Below are 26,278 nucleotides of genomic sequence, written 5' to 3' on the forward strand. Positions count from 1 at the left end.
CTATGTCCACCCCAGCGTCCACCATCCTTGTAGTAGAAGACGACAACATCGTGCGCATGCTCATCGTCGACGTGCTGGAGGAGCTGGAGTTCAGCGTATTGGAGGCTGATGACGCCGAGCCGGCGCTGGTGATTCTCCGGGATGAAAGCAAGCCTATCGACTTGATGATGACCGACTTCGGCCTGCCAGGTATGGATGGACGTGAGCTGGCCACCGAGGCCCGCAAATTGCGCCCCACCCTGCCCGTGTTGTTCGCCAGCGGTTACGCCGAAAACATCGACGTCCCCGCCGGCATGCACGTCATCGGCAAACCGTTCTCGATCGATCAGTTGCGTGACAAGGTCAAGGGCATTCTCTCTCGGAAGTAACCGTGAAGCGGGCTAAAGTCACCCTATGCTGAATTTAGCCCCTCCATATTCGGCTTCGAGCCTTAGCTCGTTGCCGTAGGTCTCGCCATCCGTTGGAATCAATGGATCCGCACCGCTACCGGCCTTTTTCGCAACATCCCGGCCGAATCCGTGACCGACACCGTCCTGACTCGCCTGGATCGCCAGTCGCAGCGCCTGCGGATTGGGGATGAATTTACCCGCACTGTCGTATGCCCCGAGGATCAACCTTGGCGAGATATCGACGGCGTAGTTGATTTCCAGCGGAGGCAGCATCTTGAGCCCGGTGTTCGGCCGAAATGCCAGCTCGGTGTTGGCGTACAAATGAAACCCCTCCAGTTGCCGGGCATCGATGAAATATGTGTGGCCGCCCTTGTCGCCGCCGTAGACAAAGGCTCCAGCACCATCCTTCTTGTAAAATGCCGACGTTGAAATGCCTGCGCCGTCCGGTGCCAACGCATCGTGCGCGCCGCCGTAGCCGCCCTTGAAACCGTTGACCTGGTTGAGGTCAGTGATGGGCGTGCGCTGGCGGAACCCCTCCTTGAAGACAATCGACGGATCACGGGTGTCGCCGCGAAAGGTGAAGCCTTGATACACAAAGCCCTTCTGCGGCCCGGCGTGGTGCACGAGCTGGGTTTGATCGGCGATCATTTGCGCAACACTCGGCCCGCCGGCCAGCTCTTGCAGTTGACCGGCAACCACCGCGCCTTTGGCCCGATCCGGTATCTCCTTGCCAGTCGTACTCGCCAAATGATGCGACAGACTTGCGCCCGGTCGACGTAACAGTGAGGGTCTGTTCGCCTGGGTCAGGGTATTGAGAATGCGCTGGCTCAAGCGTTTTTTCGCGGCGGCCGACAACGCTTTGCCGATCAGCCGCTCACCGATCGGGCCCGCGAGCTCGGCCAGTACGCCTATCGCGGCAGTGATGCGCAAGCGGTCGGTTTCGGCCGGGTCGTCGGCAATTTCCGCACGGATCAGATCGGTCGCCGCCGCACCGAGGCCCACCAGCATCGATACCAGAACCTTCACCGAGGTCGAGGCCAGCACACCGCTGCCGCCCCAGGGCATCGAAGCCGCCAGCGCCAGACATTGCAGGACATGCCCTGCGGCCTCGAGCGCCAGGTCGGTTATGCGCTCCTCCGAGGTCGACACCAGGGTGTCGATATCCGCCAGTGCGCGCTCGACCTGCAGCTCATACAGGCTGCGCCCGATGTCATTGCTCGTGCGGAACACCAGCTCCCGATAGTGCGGCCGAGTCGCGAACAGCGGCATTTCCATGCCGCGGTATTTGAAGTCCCTGACATGGGCCTGCTGCTGTGCCCGAAGCGGAACGCGCTTGAGCAACAACGTCTGCAGTTGCGCATTGTTTTCGAGAAACTTCCCGCGCGCGTCATGTCCGGACGGAAAGACGATGGCCTGCCGGTCTTCACCCAGAAAGAACAGAATGCCGTTGGACAGGTTGTCGGGACCAATAAACACCGCGTTATCCACCAGCAGGTTCGGGTCACTGTGCAGCAGCAACGTGCGCGCTGGCAGAGTCCCTCTGAGAAACGCGAAAGCGATATGACGGTCGTCGAGCGCGCGCTTCTCGTCCTTGATGAATTCGACCACCAGTTTGATCAGTTCCGTTCTCTTTAAATAGTAGCCAAACACACGGGCGCCGGCGGGCAAGAGATGGTCCTTCACGTACTGTTTGAAATCGTCCTGGTAGTTGGCCTCAGAAAAGGCCTCGATCAACGCCTTGGGATAAAACTCAGGCCAGAGGATCTCCTTGTAACCATGTTCCTTCAGCACCACCAAATGATGATCGGTGCAAATCTCGGCCAGGGTGAAGTTTTTCTGGCGCCATTTGGCCGGTGCTTTTTCGGGTTTCAGCGAATCGCTGCGATTGACCGGGTCATGTTCCAGATACTTGACTGCAATCGTCGCGTCATAGGTGATCTGTGCCAGTTCCTTGGGTGCAGTGACCCACGCATGCGCCGTGTCTTCGATGCGGGTGCGGATGAAATAAGCCGGGTGAAAACTGGCAGGATCGGTCAGGGCGGCACAATGACTGGCAATCTTGTCGCCGAGTTCCTTGATATTCACCGAATCAATGAAATCGGCCGGATCTTCTCCGTCAGGTACCTGCGTCAGCGCCTCTACGCGAGGTTCGTTCAAGTTGCTCTGCGTGCCCCAGGGATCGAGCAGAGCCAATAACCCGCAGTTCTCGCTTGCGGCTTGACCAAGATCAAACACATCTGCATCCATTTTCATCATTTAACTTTCCGGTATGAGGCCAGCAATCAATACTGACTTGAATTTATCGAGCCGCAGGCAACATACCGATATAAGAAAGAAATATTAAATGAAGTTCCGTTAGCAACTTTTGCCAACATCCCGACAACATTCAAACTTTCAGAAACAGGCTCTTGCGGTCAGGTAACTCCGCCAACGCCTCAAGTCGGAAAACTTTCTGTCTGTAAAGGCCGGCATCAGATGTGGTCTAATTGCGCCCCGTTTTTGTCCGCCTGTCTGTAAGGAACACCTGTCAATGACTGCATCGCCTGCCACCAAAGTTCTGGTCATCGGCTACGTCTGGCCCGAACCCCGCTCTTCGGCGGCCAGCGGGCATGTGATGCAGATCCTCGAAACCTTCCTGCAACAAGGCTGGGACATCACCTTCAGCAGCCCGGCGGGGCCCGGCGAGCACAAGGCTGACCTGACTGGGCTGGGGATTCGGGAAGTACCGATCGAACTCAATAACAGCAGTTTTGATGCTTTCGTCAGTGAACTGGCCCCGGATATCGTCCTGTTCGACCAGTTCATGATGGAAGAGCAGTTCGGCTGGCGCGTCGAGAAACATTGCCCGAACGCCCTGCGGGTGCTGGAGACTTCTGACCTGCAAAGTCTGCGACACGCCCGTCACCAGCGGCTCAAGGAGCGCTTGAAGGACGACCCGGATAATCAGGATTTCAGCGCACTGTTCGCCCCGGCGCTGGGTGAAGAGTTCGAGTTGATGGCCGACACCGACCTGGCCAAACGGGAAATCGCCGCGCTGTATCGCTGTGACCTCAACCTGATGATTTCCGAAGTGGAAATCCAGTTGCTGATCGAACAGTTCCAGGTGCCCCGGGACCTGTTGCACTGGTGCCCGTTGATGCTCGAACCACCGAGCGGCGCGTTCGTGCCCTTCGAGGATCGTGCGCACTTTCTGAGTATCGGCAATTTCCGTCACGCGCCGAACTGGGACGCCGTGCTGTGGATGAAGAACGCAGTCTGGCCGCTGATTCGCCAGCAATTGCCCGGTGCGCAGTTGCATATCTACGGTGCCTACACCCCGCCCAAGGCCACTGCACTGCACAATGCGGCGCAGGGTTTTCATGTGATGAACTGGGCCGAAGATGCGCTGCAAGTGATGTCGCAAGCCCGGGTTTGCCTGGCCCCCTTGCGTTTCGGTGCAGGGATCAAGGGCAAAATCGTCGATGCCATGCTCTGTGGCACGCCGAACGTCACCACCCCCATCGGCGCTGAGGGCATGAGCGGTGCGCTGCCGTGGCCCGGTGAGGTGGCGCTGTCGGCCCAGGCGCTGGCCGATGCGGCGGTCAGACTGCATGAAGACAAGTTGCGCTGGACCGACGCGCAACAGGCCGGCGTCACGTTGTTGCACGAGCGCTATCGGCACGCCATCCACGGTCCGGCATTGATTGAACGTCTGCAAGAATGCCGCGACAACTTGCCGGCCCTGCGCCGCGCTAACTTCACCGGCAGCATGTTGCGTCACCACTTGCACAAAAGCACCCAATACATGGCGCAATGGATCGAAGCAAAAAACCACAACAGTTAATTTTTCAGCATTGAACAAAGTACCTCAACACTTTGAAAAGAGTGTTGACTTGTACTTTCTCCGAGCAAGCCAAAGAATGTTTTTCGAACTGAAGCAACTATCTTTCGGGTCGTAAACTCTCAACTTTGTCTGCAACGGAATGCACCATGAATAATTACCCGTACAAAAACTGGATGACGACTGCGTCCGCCATCGACGCCTTGACCCTCGGCGAAGTTCTCTGGCCTGGCGCACATAACGCCGGGCTGGATTACGACTTCTCGTATCCGGCCTATCTCCAACCCGCAAAAAACTGGTTCGTCTGCCAGGATGGCCCGTTCATTCAGCAACTGAGTGAAGGTGTGCGCGCCTTCGACTTGCGCCTGCATTCGGACGAACACTGGCTGGGCATCAAGAAGTTTCATACTTTTCACGGCCTGAAACTGTTCCGTGGGCGCTCCCTGAGTGAACTGATCAAGAGCCTGGAAGTGTTCCTCGATGAGCACCCGAGCGAATTCGTCGTCCTCGACATTCATGAACTCAAGGGGGTCGACAACAAGCCTTTTGATTATCAGGGTTTCCATCAAGTCATCATGAATCATCTGGCGCCGCGACTGATTCCCCGGAGCAACAGCCACTTGACGCTGGGGCAACTTAAACAAGTCGATTCACGGCAACGAGTGGTGTTGGCCAGTGAATGGCATCCCGACTTCAATTCGCCGCTGTACTGGCCGAATATCCGTCATGAATGGAGCGGCAGTGACATCACCTCTCCCGAGCAACTCAAGCAACACATCACGAAAACTCTGGCCAACCCGCCGCGATCCGGCACCTTGTGGTCATTGTCCGCCACCAGTTACGGCGAACTGGCCGGCGTCAAACGAATTACCAACGAACTCAATCAATGGTTTGGCCCGGACTCGGGATGGGCGCCCAAGTGCAGCATCATCAATGCCGACTTCATCGGTGGCACGCCACTGATCGAGTATTGCCAGCAGATCAACCACGCCAAAGGTCTCAGGAAGGCCCGGGGCTGAGACGCTGGCACTGGCCGTAGCGTGCGTGCATGATGGACGTCAACATGACAACAGAATGCATCGGACATGACCCGGGCCACCCGAATCACTGATCCCTCCTACGAGTTGATGGACGACCATAACGGCCTGTCCATCATCTACCGCCAGCACGGTTTTCCCTGTCCGCTGGTGCGCTGGCATTTCCACAAGGAATACGAACTGCACCTGATCGTCGCCAGCTCCGGCAAAGTGTTCATTGGCGACTACATCGGCAACTTCTACCCGCAAACACTGTTCCTCACCGGGCCCAATCTGCCGCACAACTGGATCAGCCAGGTGGCCGAAGACGAGGTGGTGGAAAAGCGCGACATGCTGGTGAACTTCACCGACGAGTTGTTCGAAGGCGGGCATCTGGTGTTTGCCGAACTCAAAACCCTGACCCCCCTGCTGGAACGCGCGCAGTACGGTATCGAGTTTCGAGACAAGGACACGATCCGCCAGGCCATGACCCTGATGCAGCAGATTGCCGATACACGCGGCATTACCCGTCTCGGGTACTTTTTCATCCTGATGGAGCTGCTGGCAGCCACTGACGACTATCAATTGCTGTCCGGTGCCACCAACACGCAACTGGCCGACGAGCACAATATCGACCGCACCAACCGCGCGGTGGATTACATTTTCAGCCACTACGCGCGCGAGCTGACCCTGGAAGAAGTCGCCGAGCATCTGGGGATGAAGCCGACTTATTTCAGTCGCGTGTTCAAACAGGCCACCGGGCGCAACTTCATCGAATTCGTCAATCGCCTGCGCATCAGCAAGTCCTGCGAGCTGCTGGCCGATGGCGACAAACCGGTGACCGACGTGTGCTTCGAGTCGGGGTTCAACAACATTTCCAACTTCAATCGGCGCTTCCAGCAACTCAAGGGCATGACGCCGTCACACTATCGACGCCTCGCTGTGCAGCGCCTGACTGAACAAAACCTCGGCTGATACCACCGCCCCCTGCAGGAGTGAGCCTGCTCGCGAAAGCGCTGTATCAGTCAACTGATCGGCAAACTGACACAGCGCTTTCGCGAGCAAGCCCGCTCCCACAAAAGCATCCGACGCGATGAAACCTGTACTGATTCAATAGCCCCTCCCCGCTGAAAACCCCTTCCCTGCATTTACCGCAGTAAACCCCAGTGCAAAAAAGTATTGATTCGAGTGCGACGGATGATTTGTCAGCCCGTCGATTGAGGGCTGTAATCAGTGCACATTCTTCCTGCACAGGAAGACACAAAAACAATAACTGTCCTTCTGCCTCCCAACGGACGCAGAAAAGGAGTGCACGATGCAACCCACTGCAAAAGCTCTGCTTGCCCTCACCTGCATGACCCTCAGCAGCGTCAGCCTTGGCGCCCAGACCCTGACCATCGCCACCGTCAACAACAGCGACATGATCCGCATGCAAAAGCTCTCGAAAACCTTCGAGGCCGAGCATCCGGAGATCAAGCTCAATTGGGTGGTGCTGGAAGAAAACGTCCTGCGCCAACGCCTGACCACCGACATCGCCACCCAGGGTGGCCAGTTCGATGTGTTGACCATCGGCATGTACGAAGCGGCACTCTGGGGTGCCAAGGGCTGGCTCGAACCGATGAAGGATCTGCCGGCCACTTATGCCCTCGACGACGTGTTCCCGTCGGTACGTGAAGGCCTGTCGGTCAAGGGTTCGCTTTACGCACTGCCGTTCTACGCCGAAAGCTCGATCACCTATTACCGCACCGACCTGTTCAAGGATGCCGGGCTGACCATGCCCGAGCGCCCGACCTGGGAACAGATCGCCGGCTTCGCCGAAAAACTCACCAACAAGGATAAAGAGCAGTACGGCATCTGCCTGCGCGGCAAGGCCGGCTGGGGCGAGAACATGGCGCTGATCACCACTGTCGCCAATGCTTATGGCGCGCGCTGGTTCGATGAAAAATGGCAGCCGGAATTCACCGGCCCGGAGTGGAAAAACGCTCTGAACTTCTACGTCGACACCATGAAGAAATCCGGCCCGCCGGGCGCCTCCAGTAACGGGTTCAACGAGAACCTGGCGCTGTTCAACAGCGGCAAGTGCGCAATCTGGGTGGACGCTTCCGTTGCTGGCTCGTTCGTCACCGACAAGACCCAGAGCAAGGTCGCCGATCACGTCGGCTTCACTTTCGCGCCGCATCAGGTTACCGATAAGGGTTCGGCATGGCTGTATTCGTGGGCGCTGGCAATTCCGACCAGCTCCAAAGCCAAGGACGCCGCCAAGGCGTTCAGCGCCTGGGCCACCTCCAAGGAGTACGGTGAACTGGTGGCCAAGACCGATGGCATCGCCAACGTGCCACCGGGCACCCGCGCTTCGACTTACAGCGACGCTTACATGAGCGCCGCACCGTTCGCCAAGGTCACGCTGGAGTCGCTGAAAGCGGCGGATCCGAGCAAACCGACGTTGAAACCGGTGCCCTACATCGGTATTCAACTGGTCACCATTCCTGAGTTCCAGGGTGTGGGCACCCAGGTCGGCAAACTGTTCTCGGCGGCGCTGATCGGCCAGACCACAGTGGATCAAGCCCTGGCCGCCGCGCAGCAAACCACCGAACGCGAGATGAAGCGCGCCGGTTATCCCAAGTAACCATTGAACGACTTGCTCCTGCCTCCTGTGGGAGCGGGCTTGCTCGCGAAAGCGGTGGGTCAGTGTCATGTGTATTGACTGACACGGCGCCTTCGCGAGCAAGCCCGCTCCCACAGGGGATCTCCATAGGTCTGTATGACTCGGTTGTGATCACCATGAATACTTCAACTGCCAAAGCCCACCTCGACCTGTCGCAACCCCAGCGCAAAGTCCGCGTACGCAATCCCGGCTGGTTTCTGGTCAGCCCGTCGGTGGCCCTGTTGCTGCTGTGGATGATCGTGCCGCTGGGCATGACCATTTACTTCTCGATGATTCGCTACAACTTGCTCGATCCGGGGGTGAACGAATTCGTCGGGCTGGAGAACTTCACCTACTTCCTGACCGACTCCGGTTTCCTGCCCGGCGCCACCAATACCCTGTTGCTGGTGGGCAGCGTGCTGTTGATCAGCGTGGTGTTCGGGGTGTTGATCAGCGCGTTGCTTGAGGCCAGCGAATTTCTCGGCCGCGGCATCGTGCGGGTGATGCTGATTTCGCCGTTCTTCATCATGCCCACCGTCGGTGCGCTGATCTGGAAGAACCTGATTTTCCATCCGGTGTCGGGAATCCTCGCCTACGTCTGGCGGCTGTTCGGCGCCGAGCCGGTGGACTGGCTGGCGCACTACCCGCTGCTGTCGATCATCATCATTGTTTCGTGGCAATGGCTGCCGTTCGCGATCCTGATCCTGATGACCGCCATGCAGTCCCTCGACCAGGAACAGAAAGAAGCTGCACGCCTCGATGGCGCCGGCCCTGTTGCGATCTTCTGGCACCTGACCCTGCCGCACCTGGCGCGGCCGATTGCGGTGGTGGTGATGATCGAAACGATCTTCCTGCTGTCGGTGTTCGCCGAGATTTTCACCACCACCAACGGTGGCCCCGGTTACGCCTCAACCAACCTCGCCTACCTGATCTACAACCAGGCGCTGGTGCAGTTCGACGTCGGCATGGCCTCGGCGGGCGGCTTGATTGCCGTGGTCATCGCCAACATCGCCGCGATCATTCTGGTGCGGATGATCGGCAAAAACCTGACTGACAAAGCCTGAGGCCTGCCATGACTCTTCAACAATCCCGCCGGCTGCAAAGCCTGCTGCTCGGCACCCTGGCCTGGGCCATCGCGATCATCATTTTCTTTCCGATCTTCTGGATGGTGATGACCAGTTTCAAGACCGAAATCGACGCCTTTGCCACGCCGCCGCAGTTCATCTTCACGCCAACGCTGGAGAACTACCTGCACATCAACGAGCGCAGCGACTACTTCAGTTTCGCCTGGAACTCGGTGGTGATTTCCTTCAGTGCCACGGCGCTGTGCCTGCTGATCGCGGTGCCCGCCGCCTACTCGATGGCGTTCTACGAAACCCAGCGCACCAAGGGCACGCTGCTGTGGATGCTCTCGACCAAGATGCTGCCGCCGGTAGGCGTGCTGATGCCGATCTACCTGCTGGCCAAGAGTTTCGGCCTGCTCGATACACGCATCGCACTGATCGTGATCTACACCCTGATCAACCTGCCGATCGTGGTCTGGATGATTTACACCTACTTCAAGGACATCCCCAAGGACATCCTCGAGGCCGCGCGTCTGGACGGCGCCACGCTGTGGCAGGAAATGGTCCGCGTGCTGCTGCCGATTGCCAAGGGTGGGCTCGCTTCGACCGTGCTGCTGTCGCTGATTCTGTGCTGGAACGAGGCCTTCTGGTCGCTGAACCTGACCTCGTCGAAAGCCGCGCCACTGACCGCGCTGATCGCCTCGTATTCAAGCCCCGAAGGCTTGTTCTGGGCCAAGTTGTCGGCGGTCTCGACCCTGGCCTGCGCGCCGATCCTGATCTTCGGCTGGATCAGCCAGAAACAACTGGTGCGCGGCCTGTCGTTCGGTGCCGTGAAATGAAGTTCTCCAACCGTACCCAATCCCCTGTGGGAGCGAGCCTGCTCGCGAAGGGGCCGTGTCAGTCAGCATTAATGGTGAATGACACACCGCTTTCGCGAGCAGGCTCGCTCCCACATAAAAGCTTGCCCGGCGCAATTGAATTAACTTAAGCGGAGGCCCATCACCATGGCCAACCTGAAAATCAAGAATCTGCAAAAAGGCTTCGAAGGTTTCTCCATCATCAAGGGCATCGACCTTGAGGTGAACGACAAGGAATTCGTGGTCTTCGTCGGCCCGTCCGGCTGCGGCAAATCGACCCTGCTGCGGCTGATCGCCGGGCTGGAAGAAGTCAGTGGTGGCACCATCGAACTCGATGGCCGCGACATCACCGAAGTCAGTCCGGCCAAACGCGATCTGGCGATGGTGTTCCAGACCTACGCGCTGTACCCGCACATGACCGTGAAGAAAAACATGTCGTTCGCCCTCGACCTGGCCGGCGTACCGAAAGCCGAAGTCGAGAAAAAGGTCGGCGAAGCGGCGCGCATTCTCGAACTCGGGCCGATGCTGGAGCGCAAGCCGAAACAACTGTCTGGCGGCCAGCGGCAACGGGTCGCCATCGGCCGGGCCATCGTGCGCAATCCGAAGATCTTCCTGTTCGACGAACCGCTGTCCAACCTCGACGCTGCGCTGCGCGTGCAGATGCGACTGGAACTGCTGCGTCTGCACAAAGACCTGCAAGCCACGATGATCTACGTGACCCACGATCAGGTCGAGGCGATGACCATGGCCGACAAGGTCGTGGTGCTCAATGGCGGCAAGATCGAGCAGGTCGGCTCGCCGCTGGACCTCTATCACAACCCGGCCAACCTGTTCGTCGCCGGTTTTCTCGGCACGCCGAAAATGGGTTTCCTCAAGGGCAAAATCGCCCGTGTCGACAGCCAGACCTGCGAAGTCTCGCTGGATGCCGGCACGCGCATCACCCTGCCGTTCAACGCCGCCAACCTGAGCATCGGCAGCGCCGTGACCCTGGGCATTCGCCCGGAACATCTGGAACTGGCGCAACCGGGCGACTGCACCCTGCAGGTCACCGCCGACGTCAGTGAACGTCTGGGCAGCGACACCTTCTGCCACGTCACCACCAGCGCCGGCGAAGCCCTGACCATGCGCGTGCGCGGTGACCTGGCGAGCCGCTATGGCGAGCAACTGAACCTGTACCTGGACGCCAGCCATTGCCACCTGTTCGACGCCAATGGCGTGGCGCTGACCCGCCCGCTGCGTGCGGCGGCCTGAATTTCGAGACTTGCCCGATGAAACTGAATAAACAAAACCTGCATCGCCTCGCCCCCGAGGTGCAACTGCCGGCCTACAGCCTCAGCGACACCCGCCAGGGCATCGCACACATTGGCGTCGGCGGCTTTCACCGCGCGCATCAGGCGTACTACACCGATGCACTGATGAACACCGGTCAGGCACTGGACTGGGCGATCTGCGGCGTCGGCCTGCGCGCTGAAGACCGCCGCGCCCGTGACGACCTGAAGGAACAGGACTACCTGTTCACCCTGTTCGAACTCGGTGACAGCGACGACACCGAGGTGCGGGTGATCGGCGCGATTCGCGACATGCTCCTGGCCGAAGACGGCGCGCAGGCGCTGATCGACAAACTCGCCGATCCGCAGATCCGCATCGTCTCGCTGACCATCACCGAGGGCGGCTACTGCATCGACGACAGCAACGGCGAGTTCATGGCGCACCTGCCACAGATTCAGCACGATCTGACAAATCCGCAAACGCCGAAAACCGTGTTCGGTTTCCTCTGCGCCGCGCTGGAAAAACGTCGTGGCGCGGGCACGCCGGCGTTCACCCTCATGTCCTGCGATAACCTGCCGCATAACGGTGCAGTGACCCGCAAGGCACTGCTGGCCTTCGCCACCCTGCGCGACCAGGGGCTGCGCGACTGGATCGAGCAGAACGTCAGTTTTCCCAACGCCATGGTTGATCGCATCACGCCGATGACCAGCACCGCGCATCGCCTGCAACTGGCCGACAAACACGCGGTGGACGATGCCTGGCCGGTGGTCTGCGAGCCGTTTGTGCAATGGGTGCTGGAAGACAAATTCGTCAACGGTCGCCCGGCCTGGGAACAGGTCGGCGTGCAGTTCACCGATGACGTTTCGCCCTACGAAGAAATGAAGATCAAACTGCTCAACGGCAGCCACTTGGCGCTGACGTATCTGGGTTTTCTGAAGGGCTACCGCTTCGTTCACGAAACCATGAACGACCCGCTGTTCGTGCGCTACATGCGTGCGTACATGGACCTCGACGTCACCCCACAACTGGCGCCGGTACCGGGCATCGATCTGACCGACTACAAAAATACGCTGGTCGCGCGCTTCTCTAATCAGGCGATTGCCGATCAGCTGGAACGGGTGTGTTCAGACGGCTCGTCGAAGTTTCCCAAGTTCACCATTCCGACGATCAACCGCTTGATTGCCGATGGTCAGGAAACCAGGCGTGCGGCGCTGGTGGTGGCGGCCTGGGCGCTGTATCTGAAGGGCGTCGACGAGAACGGCGATACCTATGCGATTCCTGATCCGCGGGCGGAATTTTGTCAGGGGCTGGTGGCGGATGATGCGCTGATTACCCAACGGTTGCTGGCGGTCGAGGAAATTTTCGGCACGACGATTCCGCGTTCGGCGGAGTTTGTGGCGGCGTTCGAGTGGTGCTGCAACAGCTTGCGTGAGGTGGGTGTGACGCGCACTTTGGAGCGGGTTTTGGCCTGAATTCAGCGGTGAAACCACCGACGCCTTCGCGAGCAGGCTCGCTCCCACAGGGGAACGCGTTTCAAAATGTGGGAGCGGGCTTGCTCGCGAATGGCGGCCTCACCCTGGCAAACCTGACACCTGAGGACCTCACTGTGACCACCCGACAACTCTTCCTCGGCATCGACTGCGGCACCCAGGGCACCAAGGCGATCATCCTTGATGCCGCCAGCGGTCAGGTGCTCGGCGAAGGCGCCGCTACCCACACGATGATCAGCGGCGCCAACGGCCGGCGCGAGCAGGACACTCAACAGTGGCTGGACGCCTTCGCCCTCGCCACCCGCCGCGCCTTGCTGGCCGCCGATATCGACGGTCAGGCGATTCTCGGCATCGGCGTCTCCGGTCAGCAACACGGCCTGGTACTGCTCGACGATCAGGGCCAGGTGCTGCGCCCGGCCAAGCTGTGGTGCGACACCGAAACCACTGATGAAAACGACCGCTTGCTCAAACACCTCGGCGGCGAAAAAGGCTCACTGGAACGCCTCGGCGTGGTCATCGCGCCGGGCTACACCGTGTCGAAACTGCTCTGGACCAAAGAACAACACCCGGAGGTGTTCTCGCGTATCGCGCGCATTCTGCTGCCCCACGATTATCTGAATTACTGGCTCACCGGCCGCGCGTGCAGCGAATACGGCGACGCCTCTGGCACCGGCTATTTCAATGTGCGCAGCCGCCAGTGGGACTTGCAACTGCTGCGCGACATCGACGCAACGGGTCGCCTGCAAGCGGCGCTGCCGGAGCTGATCGACGCGCATCAGGCGGTCGGTACGCTGCTGCCTTCGATTGCCGAACAGCTCGGACTCAACCCGAATGCACAGGTCTCCAGCGGCGGTGGCGACAACATGATGGGCGCCATCGGCACCGGCAACATTCAGCCAGGTGCGATCACCATGAGCCTCGGCTCCTCCGGCACGGTGTACGCCTATGCCGCAGCGCCGAAGGTCAGCGCGGATGCCTCGGTCGCAACGTTCTGTTCGTCCAGCGGTGGCTGGCTGCCGCTGATCTGCACCATGAACCTGACCAACGCCACCGGCGCAATCCGCGAACTGTTCAACCTCGACCTGGAGCAGTTCAATCAACTCGTGGCCCAGGCGCCGATCGGTGCCGAAGGCGTGAGCATGCTGCCGTTCCTCAACGGCGAACGCGTCCCCGCCCTGCCCCATGCCACCGGCAGCCTGCACGGCTTGACCCTGAACAACCTGACCCAGGCCAACCTGTGCCGCGCCGTGGTCGAGGGCACCACCTTCGGTTTGCGTTATGGACTGGATCTGTTACGCCACAATGGTTTACAAAGCCGCAGCATTTGCCTGATCGGCGGCGGTTCGAAAAGTGCGGTGTGGCGGCAGATCGTCGCCGACATCATGAACACCCCGGTGATCTGCACCGAACACAGCGAAGCCGCAGCCCTTGGCGCGGCGATTCAGGCGGCGTGGTGCAAATCATGGTCGAACGGCCACGAGGACACTTTGGCCGATCTGTGCCAGCGCTGCGTGAAGCTCGATCTGCACAGTGAAACCCTGCCGATTGCCGCCAATGTCGCGGCGTTCCAGCAGGCCTATGAACGCTATCAACAGCATGTCGCAACCCTATAAAGAGCAAACAATTATGTATTTGGTGTGTGGCGAAGCTCTGTTCGATTTCTTCAGCGAAGACGATGCCAGTGGTCTGGCCTCGAAGGTGAATTTCAAGGCGATTGCCGGCGGCTCGCCGTTCAACGTCGCGGTCGGCTTGCGCCGTTTGGGCGTGGATTCGGCGCTGTTTGCCGGGCTGTCTACCGACTATCTCGGCCGGCGTTTGCAGCAGGTGCTGCAGGATGAAGGCGTGCGTGCGGACTACTTGATCGACTTCGCCGCGCCAACCACGCTGGCGATGGTTGCGGTCGGCGCCAACGGTTCGCCGCATTACAGCTTTCGCGGCGAGGGCTGCGCCGATCGCCAGTTGAGCCTCGCCCATTTGCCGCAGTTGAGCACCGAAGTACGCGGCTTGCACATCGGCTCGTTCTCGCTGGTGGTGCAGCCGATCGCCGACACCTTGCTGACGCTGGTGCAGCGTGAAAGCGGCAAGCGGTTGATCACCCTCGACCCCAACGTGCGCCTCAACCCGGAGCCGAACATCGACCTGTGGCGCGAGCGCGTGGCGACCCTGGTGCAACTGGCCGACATGATCAAGGTCAGCGACGAAGACCTGAGCCTGCTGTACCCGGAACAGGATCCGCAGCGCGTCATCGAAGGCTGGCTGCAGCATCGCTGCCAGTTGGTGTTCCTGACCCGTGGCGGCGAAGGCGCAACGGTATTCAGTCGCGCTCACGGTTCGTGGTCGGTACCAGCGGTTTCAGTGAAAATCGCCGATACCGTCGGCGCCGGCGATACCTTTCAAGCGGCGCTGATCACCTGGTTGACCGAGCAAGGACTGGACTCGGTCGAAGGGGTTCAAGCACTCAGCCGCGAGCAGATCGACAAGATGCTCAGGTTTGCCGTACAGGCGGCCGCCCTTACGTGCAGCAAAACCGGTCCGGATTTGCCCTATCGTCAGCAGTTGAGGTGAGCGCGTAAACTGTCGCCCTTTTTGCGCGCATGGGGATGACGGTTTGATTTCGGGGCGGACGGCGGGACTTTTGATACTGGCGGGATTACTCAGCGGCTGCGGCACCTCGCCGCCGCGTTCGCCGGAAGACATCTGCGCAATCTTCCGCGAAAAAAGCGACTGGTACGACGCCGCGCAAGTCACGCAAAAGCGCTGGGGCGTACCGATCCAGGTGCCCTTCGCGATCATGTATCAGGAGTCCGGCTATCGCTACGACGCCAAGACGCCGCGCAAATACCTGCTGTGGGTGATCCCGTGGGGCCGGGTCACCACCGCGTCGGGCTACGCCCAGGCCAAGGATGAAGTCTGGTCCGACTACCAGAAAAGCACCGGCCGACACGGCGCCGATCGCGAAGACTTCGACGACGCCATCGACTTCGTCGGCTGGTACATGGACAAGACCACTTCGATCAACGGCGTTTACAAGTACGACGCCTACAACCAATACCTGAACTACCACGAAGGCTGGGGCGGTTTCCGCAACAAGACCTACGCCAGCAAGGCCTGGCTGATGCCGACTGCGCGCAAGGTGCAGACGCGTTCCGATGTGTATGCGCGGCAGTATGCCGGGTGCAAGGACGATCTGAATCGCGGCTTCTGGAGCCGGTTCTGGCATTGGTTGTAGTGGTGCCTGCAAAGACGCCTTCGCGAGCAAGCCCGCTCCCACATTGGATCAGCCATGAACACAGATTTTGTGCTCCGCGCTGATCCCCTGTGGGAGCGAGCCTGCTCGCGAAAGCAATTGATCAGGCGCCACCGCTCTATCGGTTACAACACCGAAAAGTTGTAACTCACAATCAACCGGGTCTCATCCACATCCCGCGCAAACTTTTCATAGTTGGTGCGGTACGTCGCATTGCGCAGACGCAGGCTCACATCCTTGAACGTGCCCGTCTGGATCACGTACTTCAGCTCGCTGTCGCGCTCCCACTCTTTGCCTTCCTGATCGCTGCCCGGGACCTTGATGTGGTCACCGTTCACATAGCGGGTCAGGAAGCTCAGGCCGTTGATGCCGATGGCCTTGAAGTCATAGTCATAACGCAGTTGCCAGGAACGCTCCTGCGCGGCGGCGAAGTCGTTGACCTGCACGTAGTTGACCAGATACGGGTTGCTGCCATCGAGGTACGGCATCGAGTTGTCACCGTTCATGCGCTGCCAGCCGGCACTGAAGGTGTGGCCGCTGATGCCATAGGAAAGCATGCCGCTCAAGGCGCGGTTGTCGATCGAACCGGCACGCTCAGCACCGCTGTCGGCACTCTTGATCACGCGCAGATCGGCCTTCAGCACGCCATCGCCCAGTGGCTGATTGCCGAGCAAACCGATGAAGTGCTGACGGTAGATGTCTTCCAGTTCGGCGTAGTGATACTGCGCGGTCAGGCGATCGTTGATCTTGTAGTCGAAGCCGTACATGTCGAAATGATCGGCGGTGGTGTTGCAGGCGTAGCGCTTGTTCTTGCAGTGCACGCGGATGTCTTGCGAGTCGGTGGAGTCGCGCGCGGTGTACTTGTCCAGACGCGCGGCCATGAAGGTCAGATCCTTGACCTCTTTGGAGGTCAGCATGGCGCCGTTGAACAGGGTCGGCAGCAAGCGACCGTCGTTGTACTTGAGAAGCGGCAGATCCGGCAACAGCGCGCCGTACTTCAACACCGTGTCCGAGACCTTGACCTTGGCGGTCAGGCCCATTTTCGCGTACTGGCCCTTCGAGCCGCGCGGGTTGTCGCCGCTGGACGGCAGCAAGCCGCTGTTGCTGCGATCAGGGCTGGAATCGAGCTGGAAGCCGAGCATGCCCAGCGCATCGATACCGAAGCCCACCGTGCCCTCGGTGTAACCCGATTGCAGATTGAGAATAAAGCCTTGAGCCGACTCTTCACGCTTGGAAGCGCCCTGCTCGTTGGAGGTGTGCCCATCACGGAAATCGCGGTTGAAATACACCGTGCGCGATTCGATTTTCGCCGTGGTGTCTTCGAGAAAACCGCTGGCCTGAGCCTGCGCGGCAAAACCGGCGCACAGCACAACGGCGCCGAAGCCAAACGAGTGGCGCGGGGTGATGAGGGGAAATGGGGGACGCATGAAAAACTCCAACAGTACAGCGTTTGCGCCGGGGCGCAGTTAGCCAGAAAAATAGCTCCCGTCCCGGGTCAAAAACAGCCGGGAAGAAGTGGACACGCAGGGGTGAGGCGCAATGATGGCAGATGGCTTTTACGCGCTGAAGGCGACTTTAGTCTGAAACTGACCGGCGATTCTTTGGCCTGCGATTGGCTAAAACCGCCTGCTGACCAATGGCTCAGGACTGCGAAGCCCCCGGTTTCATTGGGCCAAAAAGCCGATCTAAGGGTTTTCCCTATACGTCGCAGACCCCATCCCTACGGCATTTGCGCCTTGAACGGGGCGGTTTAATCCTCCATCATCCGTCACCTGCTTATTCAATGGACGGAATTCAAGGCATGCTGGACGCCAACGCTACCCACATTACCCTTACGCTCGAAGGCGCCTCCGCCGACCTGCAAGTGCTCAGCTTCACCGGTCGCGAAGCCCTCAACGAGCCTTTCCGTTTCGACCTCGAACTGGTCAGCGCCCGCCCCGACCTCAAACTTGAAGAGCTGCTGCACAAGCCCGGCGTCCTGACCTTCGGCACCACCGGCGAAGGCAAGATCCACGGCCTGGTGTACCGCATCGAGCAAGGCGATTCCGGCAAGACGCTGACCCGTTACAGCATCAGCCTGGTGCCGCAACTGGCCTATTTGCGGCACAACCATGATCAGCAGATTTTCCAGAACCTCACGGTGCCGAAGATCATCGCCCAAGTGCTGGAAGATCGCGGCATTCTGGCCGACGCCTACAGCTTCCAGCTCAACGCCGAGTACCCGCAACGCGATTACTGCGTGCAGTACGACGAGTCCGATCTGCATTTCATCCAGCGCCTGTGCGAAGAGGAAGGCATCCACTTCCACTTCCAGCACAGCAGCAGCGGGCACAAACTGGTGTTCGGCGACGATCAGACAGTGTTCCGCAAACTCAAGGCCGTGAGCTACCAGCAAGACTCCGGCATGAGCGCCGACAAACCGGTGATCAAACGCTTCAACCTGCGCCTGGAAACCCGCACCACCCGCGTCAGCCGCCGTGACTACGACTTCGAAAAACCGAAGATCCTGCCCGAAGGCGCGGTCAAATCCGAGTTCGCCCCGGATCTTGAGGACTACGATTACCCCGGCCGCTTCACCACCCGCGAGCGCGGCAAATTCCTCTCGACCCGCGCCCTTGAACGTCATCGCAGCGACTACAAACTCGCCGAAGGCAAAGGTGACGAACCGACCCTGACCAGCGGCCACTTCCTGACCCTGGCCGAACACCCGCGCGCTGAATGGAACGACCTGTGGCTGCTGCTGGAAGTCTTCCACGAAGGCAAACAACCGCAAGTGCTCGGTGAAAACGTCACCAGCGACGTCACCGACAACAAAAGCGATTTCCACCAGGGCTACCGCAACAGCTTCCTCGCCACCCCGTGGGACGCGCACTACCGCCCTGCCCTCGAACACCCGAAACCGAAAGTCCTCGGCAGCCAGACCGCGGTCGTCACCGGTCCGGCCGGCGAAGAAATCCACTGCGACCAGTACGGCCGCATCAAGGTCCAGTTCCACTGGGACCGCGACGGCCAGTCCGACGACAAAACCACCTGCTGGCTACGCGTCGCCAGCGGCTGGGCCGGCGCCGCCTACGGCGGCATCGCCATCCCGCGCATCGGCATGGAAGTCCTCGTCACCTTCCTCGAAGGCGACCCCGACCAGCCACTCGTCACCGGCTGCCTGTACCACAAGGAAAACGTCGTCCCCTACGACCTGCCGGCAAACAAGACCCGCAGCACCTTCAAAACCCTCAGCTCCCCGGGCGGCAAGGGCTACAACGAATTTCGGATTGAAGACAAAAAGGGCGCCGAGCAGATCTACATCCACGCCCAGCGCGATTGGGACGAGAACATCGAGCACGACCAGAAAATCCGCGTGGGCAATGAGCGGCATGACACGGTTGAGGCCAACACCTACAGCGAATTCAAAGTCGAAGAGCACCGCATCACTCATTTGAATCGTGTCAGTGAGATGCGCGCAGATGATCACCTGACCGTCGCAGTCACCCAGCACCTCAAGGTAGGCACAGCGCAATTCGTCGAAGCCGGCAGCGAAATCCATTACTACGCCGGCCAGAAAGTCGTCGTCGAAGGCGCAATGGAGCTGACCGCCAAAGCGGGCGGCAGCTTCGTCAAGGTCGACGCCGGTGGCGTGACCATCAGCGGCGCCGAGGTGAAGGTCAATACCGGCGGTGCACCGGGTGTAGGTACGCCGGCCGCGCCGTTGCTGCCGGGGCCGATGAAGGTGGCGGATGCGGATAAGGCGGGCAAAGCACCGCTCCCCGCTCGTCTCAATGAATCAGGCATCACACCGTTGTGCGGCAAACAGAGTAACGGCGCTTGCAGCCGTAAGGATTGCACATGCATGTAAAAGCGCTGAGCGCTCTGCTGGCAGAGCCTCGCTACAACTTCGCGGATCTGCCCGCTGCCAGCGAATCGCTGTGCTTCATCATCGATCAGGGCCTGCAGCCGCAAGCCTTGAGTCGGCTCTATCGAGTCGGTGAACCCGTTGTTTCCCAAGGGCTGTTCTTCGGTACTGACTTCGCAGAGATTCCTGAGGGGCCGTTGTGGTTGCTCGCCCCCAGAGGTAGCAAACTGGCCGCTGAAGCGACAAAACTTTGTGAGGAACACTTTTCGGGAATTGCGATCTCAACACCCGATCCGGAAAAAGCCCTGGCTCACGCACGCTGGCTCCTCAGAGTCAACGACGGTTCTGGAGGGCAGAGTTTGTTGAGCTTCCACAAACCGAGCCTGTGGGCAGCATTGGCCTACACCGCCGATAAAACCTTTGATCAGTTACTGGGTTGCTGGAGCGCCGTTTACTCCCCGGCGCCAAAGAACTTCGGCGAGCAGCGTGGTCCATGGTTAGCCTGGATAGCCAACAAAGAATCGACATGGCCTGGTGACAAAGCACCATTCAACCTTCCGGAGGCAGCCGCGCAAGTTCAAGCGCGTCTCGGCTGGGTGTATTGGGTTGATGAGGAATACGTAGCTTTTGAAGAGCCGAATGATGATCGTCTGAACGATATCGCCGACAACCTCGACCTCCTGCTCATGAGCAACATCTATGAAGGTGATCACCTGCTCAAGCTTGGTCATGCCGTGAACGGCCCGCTATTTGAAGCGCAGCCGGAGATCATGGCGATCCTGCAATCAAAGGACGAGTCGTTTATCAAAGTAGATCGGCTCCTGGAATCAGCCGCCGTCGCCCAACGTTAACGGCGACGCGACAACAGAACGGAATCACCATGGAAATCACGAATCACGCTGTCATGCCCGGCGAAACCCTGAGCCAGATTGCCTCGCGCTACAACAGCAACGTGGCGCAACTTCGCCAACTCAACCCCTTCATCACCGATCCGAACAACGTCAAGGTCGGATGGAACCTGAGCGTCCCTAAAAGCGCGCAATCCGCCTCAGCTTCACCCGCTGCTTCGACACCCGCTGCGCCTAAAGCGCCTGCCGAGACGGCTCCGAATGCTGCAACGCAGTGCTCTGCGGAAGACTTGGTTGAGCTGGATCCGGTCAAGGAAACTCCAGATGGCTCCTCGAAGACCTTCAAGCCTCACGCCCCACCCTGCTCCAAGACTTTTGCGAGCGCCATTTATGCGACAGAGGAACAAGAGTTCTGGCTACTCCCTGAGCGGGCAAAGTCCGCCATCAAAGAGTCGATGTTCGCGCTGGAGAAAATGATCGCACCGAACAAGGCGCGTGATGCACGCCTCAACGGGCTGCAGGAGTCAGGTCTACTTCAATACTTCCTCGAACCAAAGTTGAGCAATTTCCTCACGGGCGCTCAGCGCACGCGCATGGAAGAGTTCGAGGCGATGGGAGATGAGATCGAAATCGATCCCGCAACCGCTAAGAAGAGACAAAACGAAGCCAATCGAAACAAGCCGGTAGCCGCACCTGCGCAACCTCCGCAGGAAGACACTGCACAATCGCGCATTGACCGTTTGAATGCGGACATAGCTACCCAGCAAAGTATTCGCAAAGAGTTTGTAGATTTCCACAAACGGCGGACTGAGTGGCTTGAGCTGAAAAAGGAAGCGATAAAAGCGGCGAAGCTTCAGGGCTACTCCTACGAAAGTGGATCGCTGTACTCCAAGGAGGCAATTGAAGCCCGCGCGCGAGTGCAAGCATATCTTGAAGCGCGAAAAAAAATACTCAGCAATAAAGACTTCAAACAAGTTCCCCTTGAAGACGTTGCAAAGGCGCTAGCTGAGCAGAAAAAAAGTTACGAAAGCATATGCAGCGGTATGAGCGACTGTACAGCGGACATGTCTGGGTATGTCTACACGCTGATCAAGAACGCCGACGCACTGAATTACCATGCTTACACTGAGTCCATTATCAAAGTTTCGGAGTACGGTATCGCACTTCCGGAGTTCGCGCTTATCAGTGACGGCCTTCCATCGGGCATCGCGCAATTCAAGTTGTATCTGGACACAGAGAAGAAGCAGGCAGAAGTCACGGCTCAGCTTCAGGAAAAATACAAACGCTGGATCGAGGCGACCGGTCAAAATGCCCAAGCGCCTGCGGGCTTGGTTGACGTGGAGCGAGCCGAGTGGGATCGCCTGCAAAAAATCAAGGACGACCTTCAGGCAACAGCCCAAAGTAATGTCAGTGCAACCAAGCCTGGGCGTCATCTCATCTGGGAGCCAGAAGAGTTCCAGCCTAAACCCGTCGACCGCATGGTTAAACCCGGGTTTCCTCTTCGTGAGGTCAGCCTTTCGGACGCCAAGGGTACGCCTTTGGGCTGGTTCAGCATGACAAACCTGAAAGATGCTAAAAAAATCCTGAAGGAGGATGGAAAAAGTTTAGGCGGCTCGTTAAAAAAGGTCGTAAAAAGCCCACCTACCGACGCGACAGAAGATTCTGATAAAAACAGTGAAACCAGCTCATTCCGCGAATGGCTCCTCGCGCAGGGCGCAGTCAAGTTCAGCGACCAAGTAGGTGACTGTTTTGATGAAAAGGGCTGGTTTAAAGCCAACGATTTCTACACTTATTTGAAAAAACAGGGCTACACCGTCACTGAACTGGAGAACAGTGCTGCGTTGACCAGTTGGGGCAAGCATCTGCAGCAGTTGGTCTTCCGGAAAAGCGTTCGCGGAAAAATCCGACTCTTCGATAACAGCCCTCAGGCGCAATTCGTCCGCTGCCTGACTCCTCCCCAGCCAAGCATTCACGGTGAAGTAAAGCTGGAAGGCCCCAAAATGTCCGCGGCCGAAGGCTTTCAGATGTCGGCCAACGTAGGTCTGAGCCTGGACCTGGCACGCGGCGAAGTACAGTTGATGAAAATCGACATGCCTGCCAAAACGAGCGCTAAAGATATAACGCTGGATTATTCTTTGGACGGCGTGCCGCAGAAAATGAGCTTCGGCCGGTTCTCCTTCCACTTTGGTGTGAAGGCATGGGGCTACGCCGGAGCATCGTTGCTGCTAGCCGGCAGCGTGGAGTTGAGCCCCATTCTCGGCAACGTCAAATACGGCGCCTCCCTCAGCCCGGTCAAACGCGCACAGCGTGAAGACGCATCAGCCAAAGAAGAACGTGCAGATCACGATGCGGCCAAGAAAGCCAAGGCCGACAGCGGAGACGATAGCCCTACTCCCGATCTTGAACACAAGTCCAAATCCGGCACCGTTGCCAGCACCAAAAGCACAGACCAAGTGCTGACCGGGCGTGCCGCCAATGTCCAGATCGAAAACGGAGCGAAAGCGACTTTCAATGTTTTCGGAGGCTTGCAAGCCGCCATCGAACTCACCGGCGCACTGAACTGGGCACCACCTAAAGAACTGGTCGCCCTGCGCACCGCTCCAACAATGGGTATCGGCAGCGATAAAGATGCGAAAAAAGCCAATCCATGGTTGACGCTTGCCAAGCTGAGTGGGTCTGTGGGGGTTGCGCTGGGCGCTGGATTCCAGGGAACGGCGCAGATTTCTGTGGATAAGGGCCGCTTCATTCTCAATCTGAAGGCTGCGGTAGTGCTGGGCCCAGGTGCTAACGGCAGCTTTAAGTTTGAGATTGGTTATGAGGCGGTGGTTGATATCATCAACTTGTACCGTAAGGAACTTCACAAGACTAAAGGTCGTAAGGTCGAGTGGATGGATCCTGAAGCGAGTGAATATGCGTCAGCGCTTAATGCATTGGGTGCTGCCGGGTTGAACGTGGCGATGGCGTACATGATGCGTTGGGATGTTGTGATGAGTCTTTATCAAGCGCTAACCCGTAGCGGCAAAGGCGGCCCAATTGCGGACGCAATCATGAATTACACGGACAAAAAAGCTCTTGAGGAGTGGTGCATTAACGCTATTCCGGATGCTTTAGGGCCACTATTTAGAACTTTAATCAGTCCTCCAGAAGCATTCACAGTCACCGCCGCATCAGAAAATGGGCGAATAACTGATGAAAAGCGCATATATAGCCAAGCCGAGGCACATGTCCTTCAGCAAAAAGCAATTGAAAAAATTCTGGACTGGATTGTTAGTAACGCCAAAAAAACAAACTCTGTCGACAAAGCACAAAGTCAGTTTGAGCTCGCATGCATGTCCATGAACGAATTTGGCATAAAAGATACTGATTCCGAAATGGCTTATTGCAAAAACCGTATGTTACTGGATAGCTTTATGTCTGAAAGCGTCCGCGCTCTCTTCGATGACACTGGTGTTGCCGCCCGAAACTACTACAAATCCCACGTCAAATTACTTGGCGCCAATATGGCTGGCTTCTGCCAGAAAAACTATGCACCGCAACCAAGCTATTCACCAAGCGGCGCGACTCCATTTTTGAAAAACTATTAACGAATGGCACTTAACAGATGAAACCAAACCAACGCCCCCTCGTCGTGATTCTAAGTTTGCTTTTAATAACCACGAGCACCTTAACATTCGCAACCCCATCTTCAAATACCGAACAAAAAGAACCATTGGGCATAGTCCTATACAACCAATTAAAGATAGATCGCGCCATTCTGGAACTAGAGCGCGAGGCAGCCGACGGTAATAGTGAATCACAATATTACTTAGGAGAAGCACTTCGCAAAAAAAATCGTTACATGACTCCAGAAGCTCAACACTGGTATGAATCTGCCGCAGAAAAAAACAACGTATACGCTATAATTCAATTAGCTCGCGCAAAGAACGACCTCTGTACAAAAATTGGAAATTGCCCTCCAAGTAAAAAAACTCAGGCCGATTGGTTTGAACTAGCTAATGAGCTAGTTTTGCCAAAAGCGCAAAAAGGTGATCCTGAATCCCTGTATCTGATGTATGAGATCACTCTTAATCGTGAATGGCTAGAGAAATCCGCAAATGCGGGATATCCGACTGCACAATATTGGATGGCTGTAAGCGAACGCCAAGGTGAAGGTTTTTTCTTGATTCCTGGAAAACGCGAGGCCTCTATCAAAAAATGGCTACTACTTTCTTCTGAGGGCGGACACCCAAAAGCAATGATGGATTATCTACAAGTTTTATTCGAAGAAGGAGATGTCGTTGGCATGCGCCACTGGCTTGAAACTGCAGCAGCGACTGGCGATCAAGCCGCCATAAGCAATTACGGCGCCTACATAGCGCATACACCAGACAAAATAGGCTACCCACTAGACTTAGTCAAAGGTTATGCGCTATTCACGCTTCTTAAAGAGCTAGAGGACAGTGGCGGAATCGGGAGATATGTTGAGAGAAAAAGTGAAGAAATACGCGAAAAAATGACATCGGAACAAACTGAAAAGTCACTAAAAGTGGCAAAAGACTGGAAAGCCACTCATCCACCACTTTCTTTTTTTCCAGACAAGCTTGGCAATTAACTCAGACCATTTATAGACTCGTCGAAATATTTATGGTTTGTAGGCTGCCTGCATTTTCTGCCAACTTACAATCCTTTTCTTCTTATTGCCTCCTTTTAGCAACCCATACAGCTCCGACCCAAGAATCTGAAGGAGCAAAATAAGATGTCACGCAGAATAATTATGACAACCAGAATAATTTTCACTTTATTACTACTGCTGCCACTTGGCTGCCAAGCAAATTCCCAGATAACGCCAAACCAAGACTCCGCAAAACAACAAGGCATAAATCTATACAATCAATACAAAGCCACTTCTGCAATTCCGTTTTTAACAACAGCAGCAGAAGCGGGCGACCACGAAGCTCAATATTATTTAGCAGAAGCTCTTCGTAAGAAAAATAATTATATGAACGAGGACGCCAAGAAATGGTATGAAGCGTCAGCAGGCCAGGATGATCTCTATGCCATGATCCAATTGGGCCGCATTGAGCATGACATGTGCGAAATCTCTAACGACTGCTCTCCTTCGCAGAAGCCGGCAATAGAGTGGTTAAATCAGGCAAAAAAAATAGCGAAAGAAAAAGCAGATACTGGCGACGCGGAAGCGATGTACATAATGTATGAGATTACGCTAGAGGATGCTTGGTTGGAAAAATCCGCATCTGCGGGAAATGCGCTTGCACAGTACTGGATGGCGGTCTCCATCAAGCAAGGTGACGGCTTTTTTCTGCCCTGGAAGCGAAGCAGTTGAAAAGTGGTTGAAGCTTTCGGCTGAAGGTGGGTACCCTAAGGCGATGATGAATTATGCTGCTCTTTTGTATGAACGAGGCGATGTAGAAGGATATCGTAGTTGGGTTGAAAAGACAGCACTTACAGGGTACGCAACTACTGTTTTCGTATATGGTGCTGATTTAGCACATGAGCCTGATACATTCGGATACCCCCTCGACCTAATCAAAGGCTATGCACTTATATACTGGCTGTCCGAGCTAGACGGGGGTGGTGGCATGAAGGAAAACGTTGAATACACGCTACCTCGAATCGCCGCAAAAATGACCGCTGAACAAATTGAAGCAGCCAAAAAGTTTTCTAAAGAGTGGGCTGCGTCGCACCCTCCCCTCTCTTTTTTTCCTGAAAAACTTAGCCGCTGAGTACGATGAAACTGTCTATCGCAGGATTTTTGCTAGTCAATTTTGACTCTGCCGTATTGGCACT

Annotated in this window: 20 protein-coding genes; 18 read left to right on the top strand and 2 right to left on the bottom strand. The window is 57.4% G+C overall.

Annotated features, from left to right (window positions below; all coding sequences use genetic code 11):
• The first annotated feature begins 2 nt into the window (after positions 1-2).
• Positions 3-368, top strand: a complete 366-nt coding sequence (locus M0814_RS16775; RefSeq protein WP_103483524.1) for a response regulator — start codon at positions 3-5, stop codon at positions 366-368.
• 18 nt (positions 369-386) lie between these two features.
• On the opposite strand, the gene M0814_RS16780 is transcribed toward M0814_RS16775, so the two are convergent.
• Complete coding sequence (locus M0814_RS16780; protein ID WP_247868505.1) at positions 387-2,645, bottom strand: hypothetical protein; 2,259 nt, start codon at positions 2,643-2,645, stop codon at positions 387-389.
• 274 nt (positions 2,646-2,919) lie between these two features.
• Here M0814_RS16780 and M0814_RS16785 point away from each other — a divergent pair, with 274 nt between their 5' ends.
• The 11 genes from M0814_RS16785 (at position 2,920) to M0814_RS16835 (ending at position 15,778) form a co-directional block, all read left to right on the top strand.
• Complete coding sequence (locus tag M0814_RS16785) at positions 2,920-4,212, top strand: glycosyltransferase (protein ID WP_103483525.1); 1,293 nt, start codon at positions 2,920-2,922, stop codon at positions 4,210-4,212.
• A 146-nt stretch (positions 4,213-4,358) separates the two neighbouring features.
• Complete coding sequence (locus M0814_RS16790) at positions 4,359-5,228, top strand: phospholipase (RefSeq protein WP_103483526.1); 870 nt, start codon at positions 4,359-4,361, stop codon at positions 5,226-5,228.
• Between the two features lie 66 nt (positions 5,229-5,294).
• Positions 5,295-6,200 (top strand): AraC family transcriptional regulator, encoded by a 906-nt coding sequence (locus M0814_RS16795; protein ID WP_003225137.1) that lies wholly within the window; start codon positions 5,295-5,297, stop codon positions 6,198-6,200.
• 340 nt (positions 6,201-6,540) lie between these two features.
• A complete protein-coding gene (locus M0814_RS16800) occupies positions 6,541-7,851 on the top strand; it encodes a sugar ABC transporter substrate-binding protein (RefSeq protein ID WP_003225139.1) in 1,311 nt (436 codons plus the stop codon).
• Positions 7,852-8,006: 155 nt separating this feature from the next.
• Positions 8,007-8,933, top strand: coding sequence for a sugar ABC transporter permease (locus tag M0814_RS16805; protein WP_003225141.1), 927 nt, complete (start codon positions 8,007-8,009; stop codon positions 8,931-8,933).
• Positions 8,934-8,941: 8 nt separating this feature from the next.
• Positions 8,942-9,772 (top strand): carbohydrate ABC transporter permease, encoded by an 831-nt coding sequence (locus M0814_RS16810; protein ID WP_098964116.1) that lies wholly within the window; start codon positions 8,942-8,944, stop codon positions 9,770-9,772.
• Between the two features lie 165 nt (positions 9,773-9,937).
• On the top strand, positions 9,938-11,041 hold the full coding sequence (gene ugpC, locus M0814_RS16815) for a sn-glycerol-3-phosphate ABC transporter ATP-binding protein UgpC (RefSeq protein ID WP_103483527.1): 1,104 nt from the start codon (positions 9,938-9,940) through the stop codon (positions 11,039-11,041).
• A gap of 17 nt (positions 11,042-11,058) precedes the next feature.
• Positions 11,059-12,531 (top strand): mannitol dehydrogenase family protein, encoded by a 1,473-nt coding sequence (locus tag M0814_RS16820; RefSeq protein WP_103483528.1) that lies wholly within the window; start codon positions 11,059-11,061, stop codon positions 12,529-12,531.
• Positions 12,532-12,665: 134 nt separating this feature from the next.
• Positions 12,666-14,162, top strand: coding sequence for a xylulokinase (gene xylB / locus M0814_RS16825; RefSeq protein WP_103483566.1), 1,497 nt, complete (start codon positions 12,666-12,668; stop codon positions 14,160-14,162).
• A 13-nt stretch (positions 14,163-14,175) separates the two neighbouring features.
• Positions 14,176-15,114, top strand: a complete 939-nt coding sequence (locus M0814_RS16830) for a carbohydrate kinase (protein ID WP_103483529.1) — start codon at positions 14,176-14,178, stop codon at positions 15,112-15,114.
• A 43-nt stretch (positions 15,115-15,157) separates the two neighbouring features.
• Positions 15,158-15,778 (top strand): hypothetical protein, encoded by a 621-nt coding sequence (locus M0814_RS16835; RefSeq protein WP_103483530.1) that lies wholly within the window; start codon positions 15,158-15,160, stop codon positions 15,776-15,778.
• 143 nt (positions 15,779-15,921) lie between these two features.
• Here M0814_RS16835 and M0814_RS16840 read toward each other — a convergent pair whose 3' ends face one another.
• Positions 15,922-17,223 carry an OprD family porin gene (locus tag M0814_RS16840; protein ID WP_103483531.1) on the bottom strand — a complete coding sequence of 434 codons (1,302 nt, stop codon included), beginning with the start codon at positions 17,221-17,223 and terminating at the stop codon, positions 15,922-15,924.
• Between the two features lie 374 nt (positions 17,224-17,597).
• On the opposite strand from M0814_RS16840, the gene M0814_RS16845 reads away from it, so the two are divergent.
• The 6 genes from M0814_RS16845 (at position 17,598) to M0814_RS29175 (ending at position 26,214) form a co-directional block, all read left to right on the top strand.
• Positions 17,598-19,646 carry a type VI secretion system tip protein VgrG gene (locus tag M0814_RS16845; protein WP_103483532.1) on the top strand — a complete coding sequence of 683 codons (2,049 nt, stop codon included), beginning with the start codon at positions 17,598-17,600 and terminating at the stop codon, positions 19,644-19,646.
• The gene (locus M0814_RS16850) at positions 19,637-20,494 is read left to right on the top strand and encodes a DUF4123 domain-containing protein (protein ID WP_103483533.1); all 858 of its coding nucleotides are present in this window, start codon (positions 19,637-19,639) and stop codon (positions 20,492-20,494) included. Before M0814_RS16845 ends, M0814_RS16850 begins: the two co-directional genes overlap by 10 nt.
• A gap of 29 nt (positions 20,495-20,523) precedes the next feature.
• Entirely contained in the window at positions 20,524-24,075 is a 3,552-nt protein-coding gene (locus M0814_RS16855; protein WP_247868506.1) for a LysM domain-containing protein, read from the top strand.
• 17 nt (positions 24,076-24,092) lie between these two features.
• Positions 24,093-25,082 carry a sel1 repeat family protein gene (locus M0814_RS16860; protein ID WP_103483534.1) on the top strand — a complete coding sequence of 330 codons (990 nt, stop codon included), beginning with the start codon at positions 24,093-24,095 and terminating at the stop codon, positions 25,080-25,082.
• A gap of 144 nt (positions 25,083-25,226) precedes the next feature.
• Positions 25,227-25,814, top strand: coding sequence for a hypothetical protein (locus tag M0814_RS29170; RefSeq protein ID WP_347359907.1), 588 nt, complete (start codon positions 25,227-25,229; stop codon positions 25,812-25,814).
• Between the two features lie 7 nt (positions 25,815-25,821).
• Positions 25,822-26,214 (top strand): sel1 repeat family protein, encoded by a 393-nt coding sequence (locus M0814_RS29175; RefSeq protein ID WP_347359906.1) that lies wholly within the window; start codon positions 25,822-25,824, stop codon positions 26,212-26,214.
• The last annotated feature ends 64 nt before the right edge of the window (positions 26,215-26,278 follow it).

This window comes from Pseudomonas sp. MWU12-2020 (assembly GCF_023100605.1).
Lineage (GTDB): Bacteria > Pseudomonadota > Gammaproteobacteria > Pseudomonadales > Pseudomonadaceae > Aquipseudomonas > Aquipseudomonas fluorescens_H.

Excerpts from the sequence above, each read along its gene's own strand:
- M0814_RS16775 (WP_103483524.1), top strand. The coding sequence starts at position 3 with ATGTCCACCCCAGCGTCCACCATCCTTGTAGTAGAAGACGACAACATC.
- M0814_RS16780 (WP_247868505.1), bottom strand. The coding sequence starts at position 2,645 with ATGATGAAAATGGATGCAGATGTGTTTGATCTTGGTCAAGCCGCAAGC.
- M0814_RS16785 (WP_103483525.1), top strand. The coding sequence starts at position 2,920 with ATGACTGCATCGCCTGCCACCAAAGTTCTGGTCATCGGCTACGTCTGG.
- M0814_RS16790 (WP_103483526.1), top strand. The coding sequence starts at position 4,359 with ATGAATAATTACCCGTACAAAAACTGGATGACGACTGCGTCCGCCATC.
- M0814_RS16795 (WP_003225137.1), top strand. The coding sequence starts at position 5,295 with ATGACCCGGGCCACCCGAATCACTGATCCCTCCTACGAGTTGATGGAC.
- M0814_RS16800 (WP_003225139.1), top strand. The coding sequence starts at position 6,541 with ATGCAACCCACTGCAAAAGCTCTGCTTGCCCTCACCTGCATGACCCTC.
- M0814_RS16805 (WP_003225141.1), top strand. The coding sequence starts at position 8,007 with ATGAATACTTCAACTGCCAAAGCCCACCTCGACCTGTCGCAACCCCAG.
- M0814_RS16810 (WP_098964116.1), top strand. The coding sequence starts at position 8,942 with ATGACTCTTCAACAATCCCGCCGGCTGCAAAGCCTGCTGCTCGGCACC.
- ugpC (WP_103483527.1), top strand. The coding sequence starts at position 9,938 with ATGGCCAACCTGAAAATCAAGAATCTGCAAAAAGGCTTCGAAGGTTTC.
- M0814_RS16820 (WP_103483528.1), top strand. The coding sequence starts at position 11,059 with ATGAAACTGAATAAACAAAACCTGCATCGCCTCGCCCCCGAGGTGCAA.
- M0814_RS16830 (WP_103483529.1), top strand. The coding sequence starts at position 14,176 with ATGTATTTGGTGTGTGGCGAAGCTCTGTTCGATTTCTTCAGCGAAGAC.
- M0814_RS16840 (WP_103483531.1), bottom strand. The coding sequence starts at position 17,223 with ATGCGTCCCCCATTTCCCCTCATCACCCCGCGCCACTCGTTTGGCTTC.
- M0814_RS16845 (WP_103483532.1), top strand. The coding sequence starts at position 17,598 with ATGCTGGACGCCAACGCTACCCACATTACCCTTACGCTCGAAGGCGCC.
- M0814_RS16850 (WP_103483533.1), top strand. The coding sequence starts at position 19,637 with ATGCATGTAAAAGCGCTGAGCGCTCTGCTGGCAGAGCCTCGCTACAAC.
- M0814_RS16855 (WP_247868506.1), top strand. The coding sequence starts at position 20,524 with ATGGAAATCACGAATCACGCTGTCATGCCCGGCGAAACCCTGAGCCAG.
- M0814_RS16860 (WP_103483534.1), top strand. The coding sequence starts at position 24,093 with ATGAAACCAAACCAACGCCCCCTCGTCGTGATTCTAAGTTTGCTTTTA.
- M0814_RS29170 (WP_347359907.1), top strand. The coding sequence starts at position 25,227 with ATGTCACGCAGAATAATTATGACAACCAGAATAATTTTCACTTTATTA.